This is a genomic window from Marinobacter bohaiensis (assembly GCF_003258515.1).
GTDB classification, from domain to species: Bacteria; Pseudomonadota; Gammaproteobacteria; order Pseudomonadales; family Oleiphilaceae; genus Marinobacter_A; species Marinobacter_A bohaiensis.
The window spans coordinates 2617571-2641926 of record NZ_QGEH01000001.1; the positions used below are offsets into that span (position 1 = coordinate 2617571).

Here is a 24356-nt window from a genome sequence, read left to right on the forward strand (position 1 = left end):
TGAATCTGGTTGCAAAAGGGGACCACATACCGCTTTAATGGTCGGACGCGATCGCGCACCCACACCAATACAATGACATGCCGCGATCCGATTCAGACACCCGCAAGGTTTTCGACCACCGGATCATCAACGGAGAGCCCCGTGACCGACTTCATCCAGACCGACATTCAGGACCGTATCCTGCGTGTCAGGATCAACCGCCCCGAGCGCAAGAACGCCCTGAACCACGCCATGTACACCGGTCTTGCCGAAGCCCTGGAGCAGGCCGAAGCCGATCCCGCCATCCGCTGCACGCTGCTTGCCGGGCACAGCGACTGTTTCACTGCCGGCAACGACCTGTCGGATTTCGCCGAAGGACTGCCCGGCGAATTCGCATCCACCCCGGTCGGGCGCTTCCTGTTTGCCCTGGCGAACGCCGAGAAACCCGTCGTCGCGGCCGTGAATGGGCCCGCCGTGGGCATCGGCACAACCATGCTGTTGCATTGCGACCTGGTCTACGCCGGCCGCAACACCCGCTTCCAGATGCCGTTCGCCAACCTGGGGCTTTGCCCCGAGGGCGCTTCCAGTCTGCTGCTGCCCATGTGGCTGGGCCGCGTTCGCGCCGCCGAACTCCTGATGCTGGGTGATGCGTTCGAAGTGGAGCATGCCGACCGGCTGGGCCTGATCAACCGCATCTGCGACCCGGAACAGACCGAGACGGACGCCCTGCAAGCCTGTCAGCGCCTCGCGGCGCAGCCACCGGCGGCGATCCGCGCCACCAAGGCACTGCTTAACCGGCCCAACAAGGACGATCTCAAGGCCGCGCTGCTCGCCGAGGGCGAGTTGTTCGGCGAGCGCCTGAAATCCGACGAAGCCGCCGAAGCCTTCCGCGCCTTCCAGGAAAAGCGCAAGCCGGATTTCAGCCACTTCGGCTGAAATCACGCCATCCTCGCTCGTCCCGCCTCGCCAATCCTCACAAGGGGTTTGACCATTCGACAGACGTCAAACCCCGATCTATTTTTCATACAGGTTGACCGCTCTCAATCGACGAACGTCGAAGAATCACACTTTAGAGCGATCAACAGCTTTCGGTGGCTTTCGATATAGTCAGGATGACAAGAAACTGCCGGTGTTGCGCACCGGAGCGCTGACTGGAGCCCGGCTGAATCGTCCGCTCCCTGATTTCAGATCGGTTTTCAGAGATCGGTTTCCAGAGAACAGTTTTCAGACGACGCTTTCTCGATAAAAAGGCAACTGTACGACACCGGGGCACCCCGCTCGCGCAGCGCCCACAATAACGATACAACAACAGGAAAAGGTTCCACCCATGTTGAGAAAAACACTAATAAGTCTCGCCGTGGCATCATCCGTTGGACTCACCGGCTGTCTGGATGACGGCTCCTCTGACAAGAACGCGAATCCGGATTATCAGATCAACGACACCAATCTGGACCCCAGTGTCGTGCGGCCGCTGTACAACCCGAACCCGATCGCACGTAATCCCCAGTTCCCGATCAACTCGGACCTGGTTCTGCTGCTCGGCGCCAGTCAGAGCGCCGACTACGACTTTACGGGGCTGTCCACCGGCGACACGCCAGCCGACGATGCCGTGAACCGGCTGCTTGGCTTCTCAACCTCTGGCGCCTTCACACTCAAATTTAACGGCTCGCTAACACCGGCCTCGGTGGTGGCTAACGCGACCGTTTTCCTGGTGCCGATGAATGTCGCGGATGCCATTGACGGCAGCCCCGGCGCACTGCCCAACACCAATCCGTCGGGCATTGATCAGACCGCCCCCTTCGACATGTCGGTCGAGCAACCGAATTTCCGCGTTGACGTGGTCAGCGTCGACGGCGGGACGAACAACGCCATTCGTGTCGTCCCACTGGAACCGCTGTTGGAAGATCAGAAGTACATGATCATTGCCACCAATGATATTCTGGGGGCCAACAGCAAGCCCATCGGCCGTTCCGCCGAGGACCTGGATCTGTCCGACGGCACCCGGGTCAGCGCGCTCGAGACGGTCCAGGACCTGCTCAAGGCCAACGACACGCTGGCGACCGCGTTCCTCGCCTCGACCATCCCCAGCGATACACCGGATTCAGCGCTGGCCTACACCTTCACGACCAACTACGGCACCGACGTGCTCAAGGCCATGATGGCACCGGCGGCCTACACCACAGCCCTCGGCCAGAAAATCGGTTTCACCGCCCAGTTGAAAGCGGTCCGCGACAACTACCCGGACCTGAACTTCTCCGAGCTCACGGCCCAGCTCTCTGAATTGGCGGAACTGGCCGCAGGCCTGGGCGACGGTTCCGTCGATCCCAACGACCTGAGCGCCGAAGAACTGAATGCCATCACCGCCCTGGGCGCCGCCCAGGACATCCAGGCGGATATTCCGGCGGCCATCACCGCCGAGTTTGGCGCCGGTGGCAACCTGCACCTGCCTCAGCCTCGCCCTAACTTCATCCTGTCCACCGGTGCAGCATCCGACCTCGCCACAATTGCGGCTCTGGATGTCGGCACCAACCCGATCGCACAGGCGGCAACGCAGGTGAGCGTCTCCCAGGGCGCCATCACCCTGCCCTACTTCCAGCATTTACCGGGCTCGGACGGTAGCGGCCTCGTCGAAGGCTACTGGACCGGCAACACCGATCTGGAAGATAGCCTGAACGAGTCCCTGACTGGTAGCACCTCCCAGGAGATCTTCAAGTTCCTGCGCGACGGCGATGGGCAATTGAACGTCAACGGCTACTTCCCGTTCCCGCAGCAGCAGGCGACGGTGACGGTTCCGACTACGATTTTCTTCCCGGATCCAGACAGCCTTCCCGCTAACTGTGGCGGAAGCACCGAACCGCTGGGCGTAACCATCTACCAGCATGGTATTACCACGGACCGGAGCACCGCCATGCTCCCGGCCATCCTGATGGCGAATCAGGCCTGCCAAGCGGTGATTGCCATCGATCTGCCGCTGCATGGACTGGGTGGTTCCAATGCCGCGCCGGGGACCGTAGCCGGCCTAACACCGCTTGACGAAGCGACACTGGATCCCGCACTCGATGCAACAATCGCGGCCCTGAATTCGGCCGGTGATGCGAACTCGCTGGCCCTGGCTGCCCAGCTCACCGCGATGAAGAACGCCGATTACACCGGCGAACGTCACTTCGACTACACAGCGGACGATTCGCTGAACCCGGTTGCCGCGGGCAGTCTGGCCGATGTGAGTTCCGGCAGCCTGTTCATCAACCCGCTGAACATGCTGGGCAGCAGCGATAACCTGCGCCAGGCCATCGTCGACCTGCTGAATGTGACCGCGACCGTCCAGACGATGGACATCGACGGCAACCTGTCTCCCGACCTGGCCGGACTGCCGGTCAATTTCGCCGGGAACTCCCTGGGCGCCATCGTCGGGGCGAGTTATGCCGGGCTGAACAACGACCCCACGCTCAACGCCACCGCAGCGGGCACGCTCAGTTCCTCGGGCTTCACGTACCCGACGTTGGCGTCCGTCACCCTGCACAACGGCGGCAGCCAGGTGACCCGCCTGCTGGAGAACTCGCCGCGCTTCTCGCCAACGCTGCTGGGAGGTCTGGCGGCCGAGGGGGTCTCTCAGGGTTCGTCTGACTTCGAGAGCTTCTTCTACGTCTTCCAGTCCGTCGTGGACGGCGGCGATCCGGTGTCCTACGCGAAAGACCTGGGTGGCTCGACCCCCAATGTCCTCTTCACGGAAGTCACCGGCGACAGCGTTGTTCCCAACGAAGCCAATGTGAACCCGCTGGGCGATGCTTTCCCGGCGCCACTGGCGGGTACGGAGCCGATGCTGGCGCTGTTTGATCTGGGCGCCGGTGGCGGTACCCTGGCCGATGGCACTGGCCTGGGCATTATGGACACCGACACACCGAACTCGGCCGCCATGCCGCTGGCCAGCTTCTTCGACGGCACGGACCCGTGCAACGGCGCCAACCACGGCACGGTCGTCGCCCCGGTCCAGCCTTCGGAAGACTGTGGCGGCACCTCGGACACATCGGTGGCCTTTACCGCCATGGTCACCCAGATGATCACGGCAATCAGCGGTGGCCCGATTGCCGGCGCCGATGCAGAAGCCTCTGTTGCCGCGTCGCTCGGCAAGAGCGACACCCTGCCCCAGGCACTGGATCAGAACTGATCCGAACCCGGGCACGCAGTACCAAAACCCCGGCCCAGGCCGGGGTTTTTCGTTTCGGGCCATGAACCGACTCAGCGCGATCCCCTCCGAGTTACCTGCCCACTTGCTCCGGCTAAGGACAACGGCCAGCCGCCAAGGAATAACCAGCAATCCAGCTCCCTCTTTGCACCGCGCGACTGGCGATCATCGAATGCCCTGGCCTCAACTCCCGGCGGTCTGGAATCACCACAGGCCAGCAGCTTGTGAGCGCTCTCGCCTGACAGCTCCACGCCAGCGATGGGCAGTCGACTCATTGACCAGCCCATCAGCCACAAAAAAGGGCACCCCGAAGGGTGCCCTGTCTGCACGGTTATCCGTTAAAGCGATGCGTTAATGGTCTCTTCGCCATTCGGCAGAAGGTTCTGCTGAATCTCCTGCTCCGTGAACAGCAGCTTACGGTATTGCTTGTCGCTGTAGTTCTGACTCTGGTCCAGGAAGAAGTCAGACATGGCGTCTGACGACTGGCTGTAGCTGACCAGACCGTAGGCCTCAGGGCCCGTATCGGTGAACTCGAGACCATAGTGCCAGCTCGTGCCCCGAGCCATAAGCCAGCCCTCGGTTCCAGCCACGGCGCCATCCGACAGACCACCGGTATTGTCCACGACACTCGGCGCAATCCGCGGGAACCGCGTGTCTTCGGCGTACTCATCCGTCACCACGCCGATGGCGTTGAAGGCGCCGTCGACGTTACCGTCACCGCCATGCCAGGGAATACCCGGGCTTTGGAAGATCGGCGTACCGCCAGGCGGGACGTCCCCGGACGGGCGGATATACTGCACCGATCCCAGGGTGGCATTGAGGGCAATGCCCTGCGCATTGAGTGCCTGCACGCCCTGGGAAAGGGCCAACAGCATCGGATCGGAGGCCGTGCCCTTGTCCGTTTCGGACGGCGCACCTGGCGTGTAAACCGGATCGTCCGGCGTGAAGGCCTCGGTCAGGTCCGTCTCGAAGCTGTCCGCATAGTTGGCGATGAACACGCGGAAGACATGAGCGCCGACGCTGTCGAGGTTGTAGACGCTGTCCCAACTGTCCAGAACGCCACAGGCGGTGCTCAGATCCACGCCATCCACCGTCGTCGCACCAATCAGGCCGCACCGTTCACGCAGCTCGGGCAGGAACTGCTCGGCGTACCAGGCGCGGTTGTTCCAGATCACATTGATCAGGTCCTCGGCGCCGAACTTGCCGTCCTGACCGGCCGGCGGTGTGACACCCGGCATGCCGGCAGCATTCGGATTCTGCAGCATCTTGATGCCCAGCCGGGTGCGAGGGTTGATCGGAGTCCTCTCGGTGCCGAACATCGGTGAGAAGCCCTCCAGGAACTCATCCGGATTGGTGGCCCAGTAACTGCTGTTGGAGTTCTGGACCCAGTCCGAACGCAGCAGCTTGGGCTTGCTTTCATACGGCACAAGGCCGTCACAATCGCCTTCGACCCAGTCGTCAAAACTTTCGGAGCCATCCAGCAGGGTCAGACCGGCATCAAAGAGATCGGCGTAGTCGCTGCTGACCGAGCGTTTGAAGTTGATCAACGCAATGGATTTCTCGGACAAGTTCGGCACCGAGCTGCTGTCGATGTAGAACGCATTGCCGTCCTTGTCCGCATAGGTTGAGTTGGTCCAGAGCGTCGAGCCGCAATCGCGGAAAACCTGCTGGAATTCATCCAGGTTACTGGCACGGCTCATCCCAAGCCAGGTATCCAGCAGTCCACCGGTATCGGCATTGGCGTCGCGATAGCTGTATGCCTTACCGCTGGCGTCACTCCAGACCGGCAAACCACCACCGGTGATTGCGCTGCCGGACACCATCGGCCCGTACTCGGAAAAATAGAAGGTGCGCTCAACCACGGCGGGGCTCGTCCCACCGATGTCGACCTCAATCTGGAAGGTTTCAGAAGTAATGGGCTTTTCGACGCCGTCCTTGATGTAGGTCAGCGGATCGCCGGCCTTCAGCGTCAGCTCGTACAGGGCGAAACGCCGGCTCGTCGTGACCGTGTGGGACCAGCTCAGGCTCTCGTTGAAACTGATCAGGGGGATGGCGGTCCCCAAAAGTCCCGCACCATTGATGTTCAGGTATCCCGGCACGGTCATTTGGCTCTGGTATAGACGGCGATGCCCAGTATACGGGAAGTGGGGGTTGGCCAAGAGCGCGCCGCGGCCCTGTTCGGTCATGTCTGCGCCGATACCCCAGGCGTTGCTGGCCAGACCCAGGTCACTATAACTGGCCCGCTGTCCCGCACCATGGACGGCATTGTCAGCGATTTGCTTCGTGTTCAGCAACGTCCCGGTGGACGCCATAACCGGTGTCGGCTGGATATCGACCAACTGCTCACCCGGGACGGCAGAAAACACGGCACCCGTCGCGAAGAGCGCACCGGAGGCATACTGTCCCACAATACGATAGTGCGCCAGCAGATCCTGCGGGCGAATCTCCTTGACCCAGGGTTGATCGCGGCACTCAGCGGGCAAATCGCCGGCGGGCGTCTCGGTCACATACTTGTTGTAACCCGCCGTAAACCCGTCAATCATGGCCCGGCTCTGCTCGGACAGGTCGTCGTATTCGTCTTCAGCACCACTCAGAATGTGCTGGGCCTTGTAGCTTAAGTCGTTGATAATATTGATATCGTCCTGGCCGGCACCGAAGTACTTGGCGCGCTCGCTACGAGCCTTGACGATCGCTTCCGCCAACAAGCAGACGTTGTCCCGGGTTTGGGCGTACCCCAAACCGAATGAGGCGGACGCCAGATCATCGGCCTTGATGTGGGGCACGCCGCCCGTGGTAAGCCGGATCGTCGCCTCCAGTTGGCCGTCGGAAGGTGTCAGTGGCTCGTTACTGGCGGAATCGCCTCCGGAACCACCATCCCCGTCAAAACACCCGCCAAGCAGGATACTTCCGGCAACAGCCACTCCGAGGGCACGCCACGGCGTCCGTCGGGCAGCGCCCGATCCCTTTTTGAAATGCTTCATGGTTGTTTTTCCGTCTTATTGGAATTGTTGGAAATGAGAAAGAGTCGAAAAACGACTCATCAACCAATCTAGCAGAAGGCAACAGCCCCTCCCAGCAAAAACTGAGTCACAATTCACCTTTTAAACGAGGACTTTTCCAGACGGCCAGAAGACGATGAAAACCGCTCCCGGCGCGGGTCGGTAAGCAGTGGCAGATCTGGATTCAGGGGGCAACAGGCTATGGAAGAACAGGGCGGGAAAAGAAGAACAGGAGACCGCCGGGCGGCGGCCTCCTGGCAGGATCAGCTCAGCTTGCGACCTTTGCTGGCCGCAATCCGCAGACGCAGGGCGTTCAGCTTGATGAAGCCTTCCGCGTCTTTCTGATCGTAGGCACCCTGGTCTTCCTCGAAGGTGGCGATCTTCTCGTCGAACAGGGAATCGTCGGACTTGCGGCCGACCACTTCGACGTTGCCCTTGTAGAGCTTCAGACGCACGGTACCGTTGACGTAGCTCTGGGTCTGGTCGATCAGGGCCTGCAGCGCCTCACGCTCCGGTGACCACCAGTAACCGTTGTAGATGACCTCAGCGTAGCGCGGCATGATGCTGTCTTTCAGGTGCGCGACTTCGCGGTCCAGAGTGATGGACTCGATGGCGCGGTGGCCACGCAGCATGATGGTGCCGCCCGGGGTTTCGTAGCAGCCGCGGGACTTCATGCCCACATAGCGGTTCTCGACGATGTCGATGCGGCCGATGCCGTTGTCGCCGCCCACCTTGTTCAGGTGGCTCAGCACTTCGTGCGGCTTCAGACGCTCGCCGTCGATGGCGACGATGTCGCCCTTCTCGTAGGTCAGCTCGATGTAGGTCGGCTGGTCCGGCGCCTGCTCGGGAGCCACGCTCCAGCGCCACATTTCCTCTTCCGCCTCGGCCCACGGATCTTCCAGCACCATGCCTTCATAGGAGATGTGCAGCAGGTTGGCGTCCATGGAGTAAGGAGACTTGCCCTTCTTCTTCTCGACCGGGATGTTGCGCTCTTCACAGTAGGCCAGCAGCTTCTCGCGGGAGTTCAGGTCCCACTCGCGCCAGGGGGCGATCACATGAACGCCCGGCTTCAGGGCGTAGGCGCCCAGTTCGAAGCGGACCTGGTCGTTGCCCTTGCCGGTCGCGCCGTGGGAGATGGCGTCGGCGCCGGTCTCGTTGGCAATGTCGATCAGGCGCTTGGAAATCAGCGGTCGGGCGATGGACGTGCCCAGCAGGTACTCACCTTCGTAGATGGTGTTGGCGCGGAACATCGGGAACACGAAATCGCGCACGAACTCTTCGCGCAGGTCCTCGATGTAGATTTCCTTGACGCCCAGCGCTTCGGCCTTGGCTCGTGCCGGCTCGACTTCCTCGCCCTGCCCCAGGTCCGCTGTGAAGGTTACGACTTCACAGTTGTAGGTGTCCTGGAGCCAGCGCACGATGACCGACGTGTCCAGGCCACCGGAATAGGCCAGCACCACCTTATTGATATTTGACATGTCCATGCTCCGACTCGATCAGAATAGGAACACCAGCGGCCGCCCCGAGGCGGTTCGCCAGCCGTTCCTACAATGGATGAACGACGCCCCGGCGTGTCAGCACCGGTGCGACCGATTCAGAATGAAGGCGCATATTGTACGGCAGCGCCGCCGCGCTTCCAATTGCAGCGTGCAAATGGTTGCCCGGACGGGCATGGTCAGCCGTTGCTGCGAGGGTCGATGTCCGCCTCGGCCTGCTGCAACGAGCGGCGCTCGCCCTCTCGCTCCAGGCGAACCGTGGTGCGGCGGTTGTCGGCCGGGTTACCGGAGGCCGGGTAGCGCTCGCCGTGGTAACGGGTGACGATCTTGTCGGCCGCGATGCCATTGGCCTTGAGATACTCCGCCACCGCATTGGCGCGGTTCTCGGACAGGGTGCGGTTGTGGATGCGGGTGCCGCTGCGATCGGTGTGGCCATCCACGAAGATCCGCGCAATGCTGCTGTCGGCGTGGATGAACTGGACGATCAGGTCGAGGCGATCCAGATCGGCATCGCTGAGCCGGGCGCTGTCGAGCTTGAAGTGAATCCGCGAGCGCTTGATCTGGTCGAAGTTCACCGGGAGCAGCCCGGCGACGCAGGTCTGGTAGTCCTGGTAGGTGCCGGCGAAGTTGATGTTCGACAGCTGGACCCGGACCGGCTCGCTGGAATAGCGGGCTTCGCTGGTCACCGTCGGCGCCATGCCCTTGAGCAGACCGTGAACCATGGCCATCGCCCGCGGCGTATCCACTTCCACCGAACGCTGCTCGGTGGTCACCTGTACCCGCCCCAGACGCGTCGGCGCGACGCCGGGCCGCCAGCTCGGCGCTTCGACGTTCAGGTAACCGGCGCCCACTTTCATCAGGCGGATGTCCGACTCCAGGTAAAAGCGCAGCTCATCGCCGGCCCGATGCTGGAACACCGCTCGACCGTACCCGGGCACCTCATGGGTGAGCGAACAGCTGAAAACCGAGGAGGCCAGATACCATTGGCTGTTTTCGATGCCGGCGCCGTAACTGGCCGCTTCGGTCCCCGTCAGGGGGAACGCCAGTAAAGGAACGACCAGCAGGGGGCGCAGAGAACGTCGCATCGCCGATAACCCGTGGTGACTGCGTGAAAAAGTTGCGTTGACTCTTCACCTATCGGCCAACGGGGGCGAACCTTTAGCCGTTCGCCGGAAATTTCCCGGCCGTCCATCCAAACGCCGGGTCTGGTATACTCCGCAGCAAATTCTGTTCACCGGATTGGAAGATTGACGCCCATGACCACGACCCTGACGCTGACCCGCCCCGATGACTGGCACCTGCACGTACGCGATGGCGAGGTATTGGCCGATGTCGTTCCGGCCACGGCGCGCTGCTTCCGGCGGGCGATCATCATGCCCAACCTGGTGCCACCGGTGGTCAACGCCAGCGACGCCCTGGCCTATCGCCAGCGCATCATGGCCGTGCTGCCCGAGGGCGCGGATTTCGACCCGCTGATGACCCTTTACCTGACCGAGCAGACCACCGCCGAGGACATCCGCCAGGCGCGCGAGGCGGGCGTGATCGCCGCCAAGCTCTACCCGGCCGGCGCCACCACCAACTCATCCTCCGGCGTGACCGATATCCGCAACATCGATGCGGTGCTGGAAGCCATGAGCGAGTGCGGCATGCTGTTGCTGGTGCACGGCGAGGTGACCGACAGCGACATCGACATCTTCGATCGCGAGAAGATTTTCCTGGAGCGCGTGCTGGCGCCGACCCGGGAGCGCTTCCCGGACCTGAAAGTGGTGCTCGAACACATCACCACCGAGGATTCCGCCCAGTTCGTGCTGGAAAGCGACCGTAACCTGGCCGCCACCATCACCCCGCAGCACCTGCTCTACAACCGCAACCACATGCTGGTCGGCGGCATGCGCCCGCACCTGTATTGCCTGCCCATCCTCAAACGCCAGCGCCACCAGCAGGCCCTGCAGGACGTGGTGGTTGGCGGCGATCGCCGTTTCTTCCTGGGCACCGATTCGGCGCCCCACGACACCAGCCGCAAGGAAAGCGCTTGCGGCTGCGCCGGCTGCTTCTCCGCGCCGGCGGCGATCGAACTCTACGCCGAAGCCTTCGACGACCTGGGCGCGCTCGACAACCTGGAAGCCTTCGCCAGTTTCAACGGCCCGGACTTCTACGGCCTGCCGCGCAACACGGACACCATCACCCTGGTGCGCGAGCCCTGGACCCAGGCTGAGAGTCTGCCGCTGGGCAGCGGTCGTATCACACCGCTGCGGGCGGGCGAGCAGATCCGCTGGCGTCTGCAGGCCTGAAGCCGGCGGGCCGCAACCGAATCAAGTCATTAACAGTAAGGGTACTCAGTGATCGAGGAAGACAAACCAACCTCCCCCATGGCCGCCCGTTTTCGCGGCTTTCTGCCTGTCGTCGTGGATGTGGAAACCGGCGGATTCAATGCCGACACGGACGCCCTGCTGGAGGTGGCTGCGGTCCTGATCGAAATCGACGATGACGGCTGGCTGCAGCGCGGCGAAACGATCGCCTACTCGGTGCATCCGTTCGACAACGCCAACCTGGAACAGTCGGCCCTGGACTTCACCGGCATCGACCCCTGGGATCCGGAGCGCGACGCGGTGCACGAGCGCGATGCCCTGAGCGACGTTTTCGGCCCGATCCGCAAGGCGGTGAAGCGCAACGAGTGCAAGCGCGCGGTGCTGGTCGGCCACAACGCCACCTTCGACCACAACTTCCTGTTCGCCGCGTCCGACCGCTGCGGCATCAAGCGCAACCCGTTCCACCCCTTCTCCACGTTCGACACCGCCACCCTGGCGGGCCTGGCGTACGGGCACACTGTGCTGGCGAAGGCCTGCAAACTCGCCGGCATCCCGTTCAGCAATCGCGAAGCGCACTCCGCGGCCTACGACGCGGAGAAAACCGCCGACCTGTTCTGCGGCATCGTCAATCGCTGGAAGGAATTGGGCGGCTTCCCGCCGCCGCAGGTGGAAGAAGCGTCCGACGAGGCCGAGTAACCCGGCCAACCCGGTTTTCAGACATAAACCGGTTTTCAGACGTAAAAAGGGCCAGTCAGCGACTGGCCCTTTTTCGTTCCGGACGACGACTTACCAGTAAATCCCCCGCATGATCGCCGCAAAGGCCACTTGCTCGGTGGAGACTTTCGGCTTGTCCCGGCTACGGCTGCCCGCGGCGGCGGGCGAGTCCGGGAACATGCGGTAGCCGGTGTTCATCACGATCTCGCCCATCTTCGGCGCCAGGGCGTGCAGCACCTGCGCGAAGACGCCCAGCCGGGTGGCGATGCGCTTGGGCCGGTGGATGATGGCTTCGGCCACCATGTCCGCGGCCTCGTCCGGCGTCAGCGTCGGCACCTGGTCGTAGATCTTGGTGGGTGCGATCATCGGCGTCTTCACCAGCGGCATGTTGATGGTGGTGAAGGTGACGTTGCGGTCGGACCACTCGGCGGCGGCACAGCGGCTGAACGCATCCAGCGCCGACTTGGACGCCACGTACGCGGAGAACCGCGGGGCGTTGGTCAGCACGCCAATGGACGAGATGTTGACGATGTGGCCGCGCCGCTGCTCCAGCATCGACGGGGCGAAGCCCATGATCAGGCGCACCGAGCCGAAGTAGTTCAGTTGCATGGTGCGTTCGAAATCGTGGAAACGGTCAAACGACAGATCCAGCGAGCGGCGGATGGACCGGCCGGCGTTGTTGACCAGCACGTCCACATGGCCGTGGTTGTCGAGCACCGTCCGCACGAACTCGTCGCACTGGTCCATTTCCGAGAAGTCGCAGCGGTAGGCGTGAACGCTGGCGCCGCGAGCCTCCAACTGTTCCGCTACTTCCTTCAGGCGCTCCGGCTTGCGCGCACCGATCACCAGGATCGCGCCGGCATCCGCCAGCTTCTGGGCGGTGGCCAGGCCAATGCCCGAGGTCGCGCCAGTAATCACGCAGACCCGCCCTTCGACGGTGCCGCGCAGGGTGCGGTCCTTGAACAGATCCGGGTCCAGGTGGCGCTCCCAGTAGTCCCAGATCACCGGCGCATAGTCGGCCAGGCGTGGCACCTCGATGCCCGTATCCTTGAGCACGCGTTCGGTCTCGCGGGCGTCGAAGCGCGTCGGGTAATTGAGGAAGGACAGTACCGACGGCGGGATGCCCATGTCGTCCAGTACCGCGGTGGTCAGGCGTTTGACCGGGGGCAGGTTCTTCAGGCTCTGGCGGATGAATGGCGGCACGAAACCGAACATGCGGCTGTCCACGCGCATGGCCATGCGCGGCGCGTGGCCGGCCTCGCAGAAGATATTGAGGATCTCGCCCATCTTGTGGGGATCGCTGTCCACCAGGTGGAAGCAGTTACCGTCCTCCCCCTCAAGGTGAGCAATATGATCCAGGGCCGCCACCACGTAATCCACCGGCACAATGTTGAGGCGCCCGCCTTCCAGACCGATGGTGGGCACCCACTGGGGCAGCGCCGCACGAATCTTCTGGATCATTTTGAAGAAGTAATAAGGCCCGTCCACCTTGTCCATCTCGCCGGTCCCGGAATGGCCGATCACCATCCCCGGACGGTAGATGCGGAACGGAATCGTGCACTCGTAACGCACCACCCGCTCGGCGTCGTGTTTGGTCTGCAGATAGGGATGCTCCAGATGCTCCGCCTCTTCGAACATGTCCTCGCGGAAGGTGCCCTTGAACATCCCAGCGGCGGCGATGGACGAGACGTGATGGAAGCAGCCCGCTCCCATGGCGGCGGCAGCAGCGACCGCCTGGTGGGTGCCATCGATGTTGGCGGCGCGCTGGGCGTCGTCGTCAGCGCCCATGTCGTACAGCGCGGCCAGGTGGAAGAAATGGTCGATACGGCCCTTGAGGCTTTTCATCATCTCGGGTGCGATGCCCAGCTCCGGCGACGTGAGATCCCCCACCACGGCCTGCAGACGGGAATCGTCCACCTTGAGGCGCTCGCGCAGCCGGTCGATCTTGTCGAGGGACTGCTCCCGCACCAACAGGTGCACCGTGCCGCCCCGCTGCAGCAGTTTCTCTACCAGAAACCGGCCGATGAAACCGGTTCCCCCCGTCAGGAAGTACTCCATAGGTTGCCCATCCATTCTTGTGGTGCTTATTGTCCGGAGCCAGGGCGCGAGCCGACCGGCTCCCTTTGTTTGTGTCTGCTCACCCGGCTACAGGACACCGGGTTGATCGCAGTTTACGCAATGCCGGGTTGAGAGTAATGTGATTTATTAGAGCTTTTACTCCGTAGTTAACTGTTTTTATTAGAATCTTAACTCTAATAGCAGAAAGGAAAACCGCGTTACCTGAGCGGTCGGAGACGGGGCCCCGAAGCTCTCAGGCGGCTCAGAACAAGCCTAGCACAGGCCTTGCCACCTGCCCGCTCGAGGATGATCCGGCGGTGCTGTCCCGATTTTTCCGGACGGGCATAGGCAGCGTCGGAATGCGGTGAGATAATCCGCCCCTTTGAACTTTTCAGGAGTACCCCATGTCAGAGCATGACGCCAATTCCGAGCGCTACATCAAGATTGCCCGGGCCTGCCTGCGCGCCATCAATGACGCCGGTACCAGCAGCGACGATCGCGAGCAGAAGATCCAGCAGGTGTACCAGGCCATTGATGAAGCCTTCCAGGCGGAGCTGACCGAGTACCAGCAATCCCTGGCTGTCATGGGCTCGGTACTGGAACGCATTGCCTCCGGCGAACTCAGTGCCGACGCGGCGGCCGAGCTGGCCCGCAAAACCATCGCAGGCTCCGGCCACAACGTCACCAGCCGCCCCATCCACTGAGACACCGGGGTTCCAACCAGACCCGCGCGGGCGCTTCGGCGCTCGCCCGTGGACTACTGCACCCAAGAAAAGGAGTATCGTGTTGATCGGTCACAGGTCCCTGTTCCGTCACCTGGTCATCCTGTCCCTGTTACTGCCCGCGCTGGCCCTGGCCGCAACGGCACCCGTCAAGAGTCCCAACGACGACAACCAATATCGCTATCTGGAGCTCGAAAACGGCCTGAACGTACTGCTGATTTCCGATCCGGACGCCGACAAGGCGGCCGCCGCCATGAACGTGTCGGTGGGCAGCGGTGACGATCCCGATGATCGCCAGGGACTGGCGCACTTCCTCGAACACATGCTGTTCCTGGGCACGGAGAAATACCCGGAGCCCGGCGAATACCAGCAGTTCATCGCCAGTCACGGTGGGTCCCACAACGCGTTTACGGCGTTCCAGGACACCAACTACTTCTTCGATATCCAGGCCGACGAGCTGGAACCGGCGCTGGACCGTTTCGCCCAGCAGTTCGCCGCACCCCTGTTCACCGCCGAGTTGGTGGACCGGGAGAAGAACGCCGTCAATTCCGAATACTCCTCCAAGCTGAAGGAGGACGGCCGCCGCTTCCATTCCGCCGAGGAAGCCGTCATGAACCCGGAACACGCCATGAGCCGGTTTGCGGTGGGCGATCTGGACACCCTGGCCGACCGTCCGGGCGATCCGATCCGTGACGATCTGGTGCAGTTCTGGAAATCGCACTATTCGTCAAACCTGATGAGCCTGGTGGTGCTGGGCAAACAGTCACTGGATCAACTGGAGGCGATGGTCAAGCCCCGCTTCTCGGCGATCGAGAACCGCCAGCTGGCGCCCCATGAGCACACGGCCCCCATCTTCAAGCCGGGCTTCCTGCCGTCGTTCCTGCAGGTGCAGTCCCTCAAGGACGTGCGCCGTCTGGAGCTGACCTTCCCGCTGCCGTCCCAGCAGGACGAATACGCCGACAAACCGGTGGGTTACATCGCCAACCTGCTCGGCCACGAAGGTCAGGGCAGCCTGCTCAACGTGCTCAAGCAGGCGGGTCTGGCCAACAGCCTGGCCGCCGGCCAGGGTCAGGACACCGGCCACGAGAGCAGCCTGAACATCAGCCTGTCACTGACGCCCCAGGGGGTGGAGAACTGGCGCAACGTCATCGCCCTCACCTTCGACTACATCGACCGGATCCGTCAGGACGGCATCCAGGAAACCTACTTCGACGAGCTGCGGCAGCTGTCAGAGACCGGCTTCCGTTTCCAGGAGAAGCGTTCGCCGATCCACACCGTCAGCTCGCTGGCCATGCAGATGCAACGGGTCAAACCCGCCGACGTCCTGCGCGCGCCCTGGATGATGGAGGATTACACGCCGGCAAAATACCGCGCCGTGCTGGATCGCCTCACCCCGGACAACGTGCTGATCTCCCTGATGACGCCGCAGGCCCTGCCCAAGGACGCCCCGCGCACCGAATGGTACGACACGCCCTACCAGGTGACCGACTTCGACCCGGCCCAACTGGACGACGCGCCCGAAGCCCTCGCGGCCCAGCTTGGCCTGCCGGAGCGCAACCCGTTTATCCCGGAGGATTTCAGCATGGTGCCGGGCCAGACCATGGCTCACCCGATCAAGCTGGACGCGCCGGGTGCACCGACGGTCTGGTACGCGCGCGACAAGCATTTCGGCACCCCCAAGGCCAACGTCTATCTGAGTCTGCGCTCGCCCCTGACCCGGGATTCCGCCCACGGCCAGGTGCTCACCGAGCTGCTGGTAGACAGCATCCGCGACAACCTCAACGCCTACGCCTATCCCGCCCAGCTGGCCGGGCTGGACTATCGGGTGTACTCGCACCTGCGCGGCATCACCCTCCGCGTGGGCGGCTACAACGACAAGCTGCACGTGCTGCTGCGCCGGATCATGACCCAGGTGGCAAATGGCGAGATCGACCCCGCCCGTTTCGAGATCAACCGCAAGCGCATGATCGACGAGCTGCGCAACCAGGCGAAGAGCAAGCCGGTCAGTCAGGTCATGTCGGAAATGCAGAGCGCGCTGATCGAGGGCGCCTGGCCAACCGGGGACAAGCTGGCGGAAGCGGAATCGGTCACGCTTGGCGAGCTGCGTGAGTTCGCCCGTGACTACCTGAAGGAAGTGGATCCGGTGATGCTCGTCCACGGCAACCTGACGGAAGCCGCCGCCATCAACCTGCAGCGTCAGGCCAACGCCCTGCTGTTCGACGACAGCGACATCAAGTCGGTGCCGCGCAGCGGCGTACGCAAGCTGCCGGAGGGCGAGACCGATATCGGGTTGCAGGTGGATCATCCGGACACCGGCTATGCCCTCTACGTGCAGGGCGATTCCACCGAATTCGACGAACGCGCCCGCTTTGCGGTGCTGGCGCAAATCATCAGCAGCCCATTCTACGAGAGTCTGCGCACGCACCAGCAGCTGGGCTATATCGTGCAATCCTCGTCGTTCGAGATGCTGGAAGTGCCAGCCCTGGGCTTCATGATCCAGTCACCCAACAGCGGTGCGGACAAGCTGGACCAGGCGGTTGGCGAGTTCCTGACAAACTTCGAAGGCAAGCTGGCCGACATGAGCCCGGCCGAAGTAGCGCGGGAGAAGCAGGCGGTGCTCAGCCAGTTGCTGGCGCAGGACCGCCAGCTCGGCGAGGTTTCCGAGCGCTACTGGCGCGAGATTGACCGCCAGGCGTTTGACTTCGACAGCCGCCAGAAGATGGCCGAGGCGATTCGCAAAGTGTCCCTCGACGACCTGACCCACACCTACCGCGAAGAGATCGAGCCGCGCCTGCGGTCCCTGAAAGTCACCGCTGGCCAGCAGGTCACCGATGACCGGGCCGCCCTGGACACGCTGCGCAGCGCGTCCTTCGTGTACTGATCCCGCCAACCTGGCGGGGCGGCTCTGCCACAAGCCGCCCCGCCCTCTCTATCCGTTTCGTTTCAATCTGAAGCTTACTGCCCACTGAATCACTGACCACGCAGGTCAGAATACGGCGCGCATGGCCTCGAGGCTGGGCCTTTCGATGACGCCCTTCTCGGTGACGATGGCATCGATCAGTTCCGCCGGCGTCACGTCGAACACGGGGTTATAGACGCTCACACCGTCCGGCGCCACGGACACGCCGCGTACCGCCCTGACCTCACTGCCATCCCGCTCTTCGATGGGAATGTCCGCGCCGGACTGCAGCGCCATGTCGACGGTGCTGGACGGCGCCACCACCATGAATTTCACCCCGTGATGCCGGGCCAGCACCGCCAGGCTGTAGGTGCCGATCTTGTTGGCCACATCGCCGTTGGCGGTGATCCTATCCGCTCCCACGATGACCCAGCGCACCTCGCCCTGACGCAGGATCTGGGCGGCGGCGCTGTCCGCGTTCAGAGTCACCGGAATGCCTTCCTGCTGAAGTTCCCAGGCGGTCAGGCGGCTGCCCTGCAGCCAGGGGCGGGTTTCGTCGGCGTAGACCCGCGTCAGCCGACCGGCGCGCCACAGGCTGCGCACCACACCCAGCGCCGTGCCGTAACCGCCGGTGGCCAGGGCGCCGGTGTTGCAGTGGGTCAGCACCGCGAATGGGCTGTCCGGCATGATGCCCAGGGCGTGTTGCCCCATCAGCCGGTTGGCGGCCACATCCTCGGCGTGAATGGCTTCCGCCTCACCGGTCAGGCTGGCGACCGCATCCGCAGCGCTGGCGCAGGTCTGCAGCCGTGTGCGCATCCGCTCCAGCGCCCAGAACAGGTTCACCGCCGTGGGCCGGGAGGCCGCCAGGCGATCGATGGCATCGCCCACCGCCATTTTCCAGTCAGCGTCCCGGCCGGCTCGCTGGGCCGCCAGCACCACACCGTAAGCGGCCGTGATGCCGATGGCCGGCGCGCCGCGAACGACCATATCGCGGATGGCGTCGGCCACGCCCTGAGCGTCGTTGTAGGTCAGCCAGATTTCGTCATCCGGCAGCAGGCGCTGGTCGAGCAGCGCCAGGTGGTCGCCATGCCAGAGGATGGCCAGGGTGCCGAGGCTGTCGGAGGTAGAGTTGGCGGCGGGTGAATCGGTCATGGAAAAGCGTCCTGAAACTGAGGAGTTACTGGCCCCCGATTATAGCCCGTCCGGACGACTCCGGGCACCCGATCCGCTGGTTCCGTCCGGTCCGTATCGCTATACTGGCGGACACGCCGACGCCGCCCGTTCACGGCGTCAGAACCGGATTCTCCCAACCAGGACTGGCATGACCGCAGACACCATCACCGCTGTCGACACCCGCATCAACGCGCGCTGGATCATCCCCGTCGTTCCCTCGGGCACGGTCCTCAATCACCACGCCCTGCTGATCCAGGGCGACCGCATCGAAGCCATCGTGCCCCAGGCCGACGCCGACCGCGATTACCGCGCCCGCGAAACCCTGGACCTGGGCGACCACGTGCTGCTGCCGGGGCTGGTCAATGCCCACGGTCACGCCGCCATGTCGTTGATGCGGGGCCTGGCGGACGACCTGCCGCTGATGACCTGGTTGAACGACCACATCTGGCCGGCGGAGGCCAAGTTCGTCAGCGACGACTTCATCGCCGACGGCACCCGGCTGGCCATTGCCGAGATGCTACGCACCGGCACCACCTGCTTCTCGGACATGTACTTCTTTCCCGAGATCGCGGCCCAGACCGCCACCGACGTGGGCATCCGCAGCCAGATCTGTTTCCCGGTGATGGACTTTCCCACCGCCTGGGGCAGCGGGCCGGACGACTACCTGAGCAAAGGCGCCGACCTGATCGATCAGTGGGGCCAGCACAGCCACGCCCGCATCGCCATCGGCCCGCACGCGCCCTACACCGTCTCCGACGGCCCGCTGAAAGCCATCGTCGAGCTGGCGCAGGACAAGCAGGCCGCCATCCAGATTCACCTGCATGAAACCGCATTCGAGGTGGCCGACGCCCTGGAGAAATCCGGCATCCGCCCGACCCAGCGGCTGGCCGACCTGGGCCTGCTGACGCCCAACACCCAGTGCGTGCACATGACCCAGGTGGATCCCGGCGACCTGATGCGCATGGCCGAGAGCGGCGCCCACGTGGTGCACTGCCCGGAATCCAACCTGAAACTGGCCAGCGGCTTCTGCCCGGTGGACAAGCTGCAGAAGGCCGGCGTCAACGTCGCCATCGGCACCGACGGGGCCGCCAGCAACAACGATCTGGACCTGTTCGGTGAAGTCTCCACCGCCGCCATGCTGGCCAAGGCCGTGGCGGAAGACGCCGCCGCCCTCTCCGCCCACGATGCGCTGGCCATGGCCACCCTCAACGGCGCACGGGCACTGGGTCGCGACCACGAGATCGGCTCGCTGGAAGCAGGCAAACTGGCCGACGTGATCGCCATCGACCTGAGCGACCCGTTCAACCAGCCGATCTACGACCCGGCCTCGCACCTGGTCTACAGCCGTCACGGACGCCAGTTGAGCCACAGCTGGATCGGCGGCGTACCCCAGGTACAGGACGGACGACTGACGCGGATCGACGTGCCGGACCTGATGCTTCGCGTAGATCAATGGGCACAACGCATCCGCCAGGGCTGAAGAGCCGCCCGGCGTCGATGCCGACAGACTTGCTGACAGGAAACCTGAGAATCATGACCGGTAACAACACAAGCGGTAACAACGTGAGCGGTAGCAACGTAGACCAGAACGAAATCGCCAAATTCGAGGCCCTCGCCAGCCGCTGGTGGGACCCCAACAGCGAGTTCAAGCCCCTGCACGAGATCAACCCGCTGCGCCTGAACTACATCGACGAGCGCGCCCCTCTGCCCGGCCGCAAGACGCTCGACGTCGGCTGCGGCGGCGGCCTGCTCAGCGAGGGCATGGCCCAGCGCGGCGCTCACGTCACCGGCATCGATATGGGCGAAGCGCCACTGTCGGTGGCCAAGCTGCACGGGCTGGAGTCCGGCATCAAGGTGGATTATCGCCGGGTCAGCGTCGAAGAGCTGGCCGAGGATCCGGAGCACGCCGGCCAGTACGACGTGGTCACCTGCCTGGAGATGCTGGAACATGTGCCGGATCCTGGCTCGGTGATCCGCGCCTGCGCCAAACTGCTGCGCCCCGGCGGCGACCTGTTCGTCTCCACCATTAACCGCAACCCCAAGTCGTTCCTGTTCGCCATCGTCGGCGCCGAGTACGTGCTCAACATGCTGCCCAAGGGCACCCACGAGTGGCGCAAGTTCATCCGGCCTTCGGAGATGTCGAACTTCCTGCGTGACGCGGGCTTCGAAGTGAACGACCTGACCGGCATGACCTATAACCCGATTACCCGCATCTACAAACTGGGCCGGGACGTGGACGTGAACTACCTGATGCACGCCAAACGGCACGACGACCGGAGCGACACGGTTTGAACCGCCCGCGCGCCGTCCTCTTCGACCTCGACGGCACACTGATCGACACGGCGCCGGATTTCGTCCGCTGCCTGAATGCCGTGCGCACCCGTTACCGGCTGCCTCACCTGCCGGAAGACGTGATCCGCGAAGCCGTATCCGACGGCGCCCGGGCGATGATCCAGGTGGGCTTCGACCTGACGCCGGACGACGACGATTACTTCGACCGGCACAGCGAATTCCTCGACATGTACGAGAGCGAGATCGCCGTCGATACCCGCCTTTTCCCGGGTATGGAGGACGTGCTGGGCTGGCTCGAGGACAACGGCATCGCCTGGGGCATCGTCACCAACAAACCGCGCCGCTTCAGCGTGCCGCTGCTGCACGCCCTGGACCTGCACGACCGCTGCGATGCCCTGGTGTGCCCGGACGACGTGGATCAGCGCAAGCCGCATCCCGAATCCCTGTTCCTGGCCAGCGAACTGCTCCAGGTGCCGCCGCCGCAATGCATCTACGTGGGTGACCACATCCGCGATATCGAAGCCGGACGACGCGCCGGCATGACTACCATTGCCGCCCGTTACGGCTACGTCCGCCACCCGGGAGAAATCGGCGAGTGGCAGGCCGACTACATCATTGATTCCGCCGCCCAGCTGCTGAGCCTGTTACAGAGCCGCTAGTGGCACGGGCACAGGCACGCAGCACGCTGTTATCCAATCGTTTTTCGAATCAGACAGTGATCGATCCCGGTAAATCGGGCAGGCTACAATCAGAGATGACGGATCGCTCCCATCGGGCGATTCATGCACCGCCCCGCCGGGCCGAGTAAGGAGACCGAACCATGCAAGACTACCAAGCACCGGCCGACCTGCTTAAAGATCGCATTATCCTCGTCACTGGCGCCGGAGACGGCATCGGCCGCTGCGCCGCCATGACCTACGCCGCCCACGGCGCGACGGTCATCCTGCTGGGGCGCACCATCAGCAAGCTGGAGTCGGTTTACGACGAGATCGAGGCCGCCGGCCATCCCAAGCCCGCCATCGTACCGATGAACCTGGAAGGCGCCGCGGTCAAGGACTACGAAGAGATGGCCATGACCATCGAGGAACAGTTCGGCCAGGTGGACGGCATCCTGCACAACGCTGGCCTGCTGGGGCAGCGCACGCCGATCGAGCTCTACGACCCGGAAGTGTGGGACCAGGTCATGCGGGTGAACGTCACCGCGCCCTTCCTGCTCACCCGGGCGCTGATTCCGGCCATGCGCAAATCCAGCGACGCCTCGATCGTGTTCGTATCCTCCAGCGTGGGGCGCAAGGCGCGCGCCCACTGGGGCGCCTACTCGGTGTCCAAGTTCGCCCTGGAGGGCCTGAGCCAGCTGCTGGCCGACGAGCTGGACGACGAGCGCCACAACGTACGGGCCAACAGCCTCAACCCCGGCGCTACCCGTACCAACATGCGCGCTCACGCCTACCCGGCGGAAAACCCGGACAGCAACCCGACGCCGGAGGACATCATGCCGATGTTCCTCTACCTGATGGGCCAGGACAGCCACGGCGTCACCGGCCAACAGTTCGACGCGCGCTGATCCCATGAGCCGGGACAACCTTCATCCGATGCAGTTGGTGTTCTACACCACCGACCACTGCCAGCTTTGTGAACTGGCCGAGGCGCTGCTCGTACAAACGCCCATGGATCCGCCGATTCCCGTGGACGCGGTGGACATTGCCCAGTCCGAGGCCCTGGTGGCGCGCTATGGCGAGCGTATCCCGGTACTGCGGCGCGCCGACAACGGCCAGGAGCTGGACTGGCCGTTCACCCGGGATGATCTGCTCTCGTTTCTGGGCAAAACCTGAAGCGATGCATTAGATAGAAATACTCAATTTAAACAGCAATAGGTTATAATTTATTATTATCAAAAGTTGATAATCGATTGCTGCGACAGACCCGATTCCGAAGATCCGATCCGACAGTGAGGAACCAATCATGCTGATGGTCATTTCCCCGGCCAAAAACCTGGACTACGAGAGCCCCCTGGCGACGCAGAAATACTCCCAGCCGGCCTTCCTGGACGACGCCTGCGAACTGATCGACCAGCTCAAGCCGCTGGAGCCGCACCAGGTGAGCAACCTGATGGGCATCAGTGAGAAGCTCGGCGAGCTCAACGCCCAGCGCTACCAGGACTGGCACACACCGTTCACCCCGGACAACGCCCGCCCGGCCGTGCTGGCTTTCAACGGTGACGTCTACACCGGCCTGGATGCGCCGTCCTTCAGCGACGCCGACTTCGAGTTCGCCCAGGATCACCTACGCATCCTGTCCGGCCTCTACGGCATACTGCGCCCGCTGGACCTGATGCAGCCCTACCGCCTGGAGATGGGCACCAGGTTCGAGAATACCCGCGGCAAGGACCTGTACGCGTTCTGGGGCAACAAGCTGACCATGGCCCTGAACGACGAACTGGCGGACGAGGGTCAGGTGCTGATCAACCTGGCCTCCAACGAGTACTTCAAGAGCGTCAAGAAGAAGGAGCTGGACGCGCGGGTCATCACGCCCCAGTTCAAGGACTGGAAGAACGGCCAGTACAAGATGATCAGCTTTTACGCCAAGAAGGCCCGCGGTCTGATGTGCGCCTACGCCATCAAGAACCGCATCAACTCGGCGGAAGACCTGAAAAAGTTCGATGTGGCGGGCTATTACTTCAGTGAGGAACAATCCAGCGGCGACAACTGGGTGTTCCTGCGTGACGAACCGGCCTGAACCTGACCCATGAATGAAGCCCTGTTCTCGGAAATCGCACTTTACGTCCTGCTGACGGGGCTGATTGTGTGGATGGGCTTCATCGTCTGGGATCTGGCGAAGAAGTCCAAAGCCGGCCGCTTCGGCACGATGGCGCTGTTCATCGTGCTGGGCGCCGGTGTCCTGGGTTTCGTGATCAAGACGATCCTGGTGGAAGTGATGGGGATCTGAATCGCCCCTTCCTCTCCTCCCCCGCCTCAACCCGCCTACAACAACCGTCGCGCCAGCAGCCTGGCACTCTCAACGGCACACTCGCCCGTCAGTGGCCAGGTCTGCGTCAGCCCTTCGTGCAGCAGCATGAACTCGTCGCGGCACGCCTCCAGTCCCGTGGCGCGCACCATGCCGTCAGCGACTTCGCCCTTGTGACGTTGCAGCATCTCCCGTAGCGCCGGCTTGTCCGGATGCGCGGCAACGGCGCTGTGGAACAGGCAGCCGTAGGACGCGTTCTCCGCCATCCACCGACCAACCCGCTCGAACATCTCGCCCAGCACCTGTTCCGGTCCGCCGGACAGATCCCCGAACAAATGCGCCAGATACCGGGTATGCCGGTGTTCCAGGGCCGTCAGCACCATGTCCTCACGTGACGGGCAGTACTTGTAGAGCGTGCGCAGACTGACCTGCGTGGCGTCCCGCAGGCCATCCACGCCGATCTCCGCAAAGCCGTGTTCGGCAAAGGCGCGCTCCAGCCCCGCCGCAATTTTCTCTTGTGTCGTTTCCATGGTTGACAGAGTAAAACGATCGCTCTACCTTCGCAAGT

General features: G+C 63.3%; 19 protein-coding genes. 13 read left to right on the forward strand and 6 right to left on the reverse strand.

The genetic code is table 11. The features are described from left to right. Window positions 1-141: 141 nt before the first annotated feature. Together DKK67_RS11760 and DKK67_RS11765 are read left to right on the forward strand one after the other, a co-directional pair. Window positions 142-915, forward strand: a complete 774-nt coding sequence (locus DKK67_RS11760; protein ID WP_111496517.1) for an enoyl-CoA hydratase — start codon at window positions 142-144, stop codon at window positions 913-915. A 421-nt stretch (window positions 916-1336) separates the two neighbouring features. Continuing rightward, window positions 1337-4144: an MECDP-synthase gene (locus DKK67_RS11765; RefSeq protein ID WP_228160582.1), complete on the forward strand. Its 2808-nt coding sequence runs from the start codon at window positions 1337-1339 to the stop codon at window positions 4142-4144. Window positions 4145-4500: 356 nt separating this feature from the next. Here DKK67_RS11765 and DKK67_RS11770 read toward each other — a convergent pair whose 3' ends face one another. The 3 genes from DKK67_RS11770 to DKK67_RS11780 form a co-directional block, all read right to left on the reverse strand. Continuing rightward, entirely contained in the window at window positions 4501-7143 is a 2643-nt protein-coding gene (locus DKK67_RS11770; protein ID WP_111496519.1) for a penicillin acylase family protein, read from the reverse strand. 281 nt (window positions 7144-7424) lie between these two features. Continuing rightward, window positions 7425-8639 (reverse strand): argininosuccinate synthase, encoded by a 1215-nt coding sequence (locus DKK67_RS11775; RefSeq protein WP_111496880.1) that lies wholly within the window; start codon window positions 8637-8639, stop codon window positions 7425-7427. Window positions 8640-8836: 197 nt separating this feature from the next. After that, window positions 8837-9742: a flagellar protein MotY gene (locus tag DKK67_RS11780; RefSeq protein ID WP_111496520.1), complete on the reverse strand. Its 906-nt coding sequence runs from the start codon at window positions 9740-9742 to the stop codon at window positions 8837-8839. Window positions 9743-9913: 171 nt separating this feature from the next. Between DKK67_RS11780 and pyrC the strand changes: the two genes are divergently transcribed. Both pyrC and rnt read left to right on the forward strand, forming a co-directional pair. Further along, a complete protein-coding gene (gene pyrC / locus DKK67_RS11785; RefSeq protein ID WP_111496521.1) occupies window positions 9914-10948 on the forward strand; it encodes a dihydroorotase in 1035 nt (344 codons plus the stop codon). 78 nt (window positions 10949-11026) lie between these two features. Continuing rightward, window positions 11027-11662, forward strand: coding sequence for a ribonuclease T (rnt, locus tag DKK67_RS11790; protein ID WP_111496522.1), 636 nt, complete (start codon window positions 11027-11029; stop codon window positions 11660-11662). A 90-nt stretch (window positions 11663-11752) separates the two neighbouring features. Here the strand turns inward: rnt and DKK67_RS11795 are convergent, their stop codons facing one another. Then, a complete protein-coding gene (locus tag DKK67_RS11795) occupies window positions 11753-13738 on the reverse strand; it encodes an SDR family oxidoreductase (RefSeq protein ID WP_111496523.1) in 1986 nt (661 codons plus the stop codon). 404 nt (window positions 13739-14142) lie between these two features. Between DKK67_RS11795 and DKK67_RS11800 the strand changes: the two genes are divergently transcribed. Together DKK67_RS11800 and DKK67_RS11805 are read left to right on the forward strand one after the other, a co-directional pair. Next, window positions 14143-14442: a hypothetical protein gene (locus DKK67_RS11800; protein WP_111496524.1), complete on the forward strand. Its 300-nt coding sequence runs from the start codon at window positions 14143-14145 to the stop codon at window positions 14440-14442. 79 nt (window positions 14443-14521) lie between these two features. Continuing rightward, on the forward strand, window positions 14522-17341 hold the full coding sequence (locus tag DKK67_RS11805) for an insulinase family protein (RefSeq protein ID WP_228160583.1): 2820 nt from the start codon (window positions 14522-14524) through the stop codon (window positions 17339-17341). A 105-nt stretch (window positions 17342-17446) separates the two neighbouring features. Here DKK67_RS11805 and mtnA read toward each other — a convergent pair whose 3' ends face one another. Further along, on the reverse strand, window positions 17447-18511 hold the full coding sequence (gene mtnA, locus DKK67_RS11810) for an S-methyl-5-thioribose-1-phosphate isomerase (RefSeq protein ID WP_111496525.1): 1065 nt from the start codon (window positions 18509-18511) through the stop codon (window positions 17447-17449). Window positions 18512-18680: 169 nt separating this feature from the next. On the opposite strand from mtnA, the gene DKK67_RS11815 reads away from it, so the two are divergent. The 7 genes from DKK67_RS11815 to DKK67_RS11845 all read left to right on the forward strand — a co-directional run bounded on the left by DKK67_RS11815 (window position 18681) and on the right by DKK67_RS11845 (window position 23770). Beyond that, window positions 18681-20012 carry a TRZ/ATZ family hydrolase gene (locus DKK67_RS11815; protein ID WP_111496526.1) on the forward strand — a complete coding sequence of 444 codons (1332 nt, stop codon included), beginning with the start codon at window positions 18681-18683 and terminating at the stop codon, window positions 20010-20012. Window positions 20013-20065: 53 nt separating this feature from the next. Then, window positions 20066-20824 (forward strand): bifunctional 2-polyprenyl-6-hydroxyphenol methylase/3-demethylubiquinol 3-O-methyltransferase UbiG, encoded by a 759-nt coding sequence (gene ubiG / locus DKK67_RS11820; RefSeq protein ID WP_204355778.1) that lies wholly within the window; start codon window positions 20066-20068, stop codon window positions 20822-20824. Then, window positions 20821-21483: an HAD-IA family hydrolase gene (locus DKK67_RS11825; RefSeq protein ID WP_111496527.1), complete on the forward strand. Its 663-nt coding sequence runs from the start codon at window positions 20821-20823 to the stop codon at window positions 21481-21483. Before ubiG ends, DKK67_RS11825 begins: the two co-directional genes overlap by 4 nt. Window positions 21484-21644: 161 nt before the next feature. Continuing rightward, on the forward strand, window positions 21645-22388 hold the full coding sequence (locus DKK67_RS11830) for a YciK family oxidoreductase (RefSeq protein WP_111496528.1): 744 nt from the start codon (window positions 21645-21647) through the stop codon (window positions 22386-22388). 28 nt (window positions 22389-22416) lie between these two features. After that, entirely contained in the window at window positions 22417-22656 is a 240-nt protein-coding gene (locus DKK67_RS11835; protein WP_111496529.1) for a glutaredoxin family protein, read from the forward strand. Window positions 22657-22786: 130 nt separating this feature from the next. Continuing rightward, window positions 22787-23560: a peroxide stress protein YaaA gene (gene yaaA, locus DKK67_RS11840; RefSeq protein ID WP_111496530.1), complete on the forward strand. Its 774-nt coding sequence runs from the start codon at window positions 22787-22789 to the stop codon at window positions 23558-23560. Between the two features lie 9 nt (window positions 23561-23569). Further along, complete coding sequence (locus DKK67_RS11845; RefSeq protein ID WP_111496531.1) at window positions 23570-23770, forward strand: DUF2788 domain-containing protein; 201 nt, start codon at window positions 23570-23572, stop codon at window positions 23768-23770. A 35-nt stretch (window positions 23771-23805) separates the two neighbouring features. Here the strand turns inward: DKK67_RS11845 and DKK67_RS11850 are convergent, their stop codons facing one another. Beyond that, window positions 23806-24318, reverse strand: coding sequence for a TetR/AcrR family transcriptional regulator (locus DKK67_RS11850; RefSeq protein ID WP_111496532.1), 513 nt, complete (start codon window positions 24316-24318; stop codon window positions 23806-23808). Window positions 24319-24356: the final 38 nt, after the last annotated feature.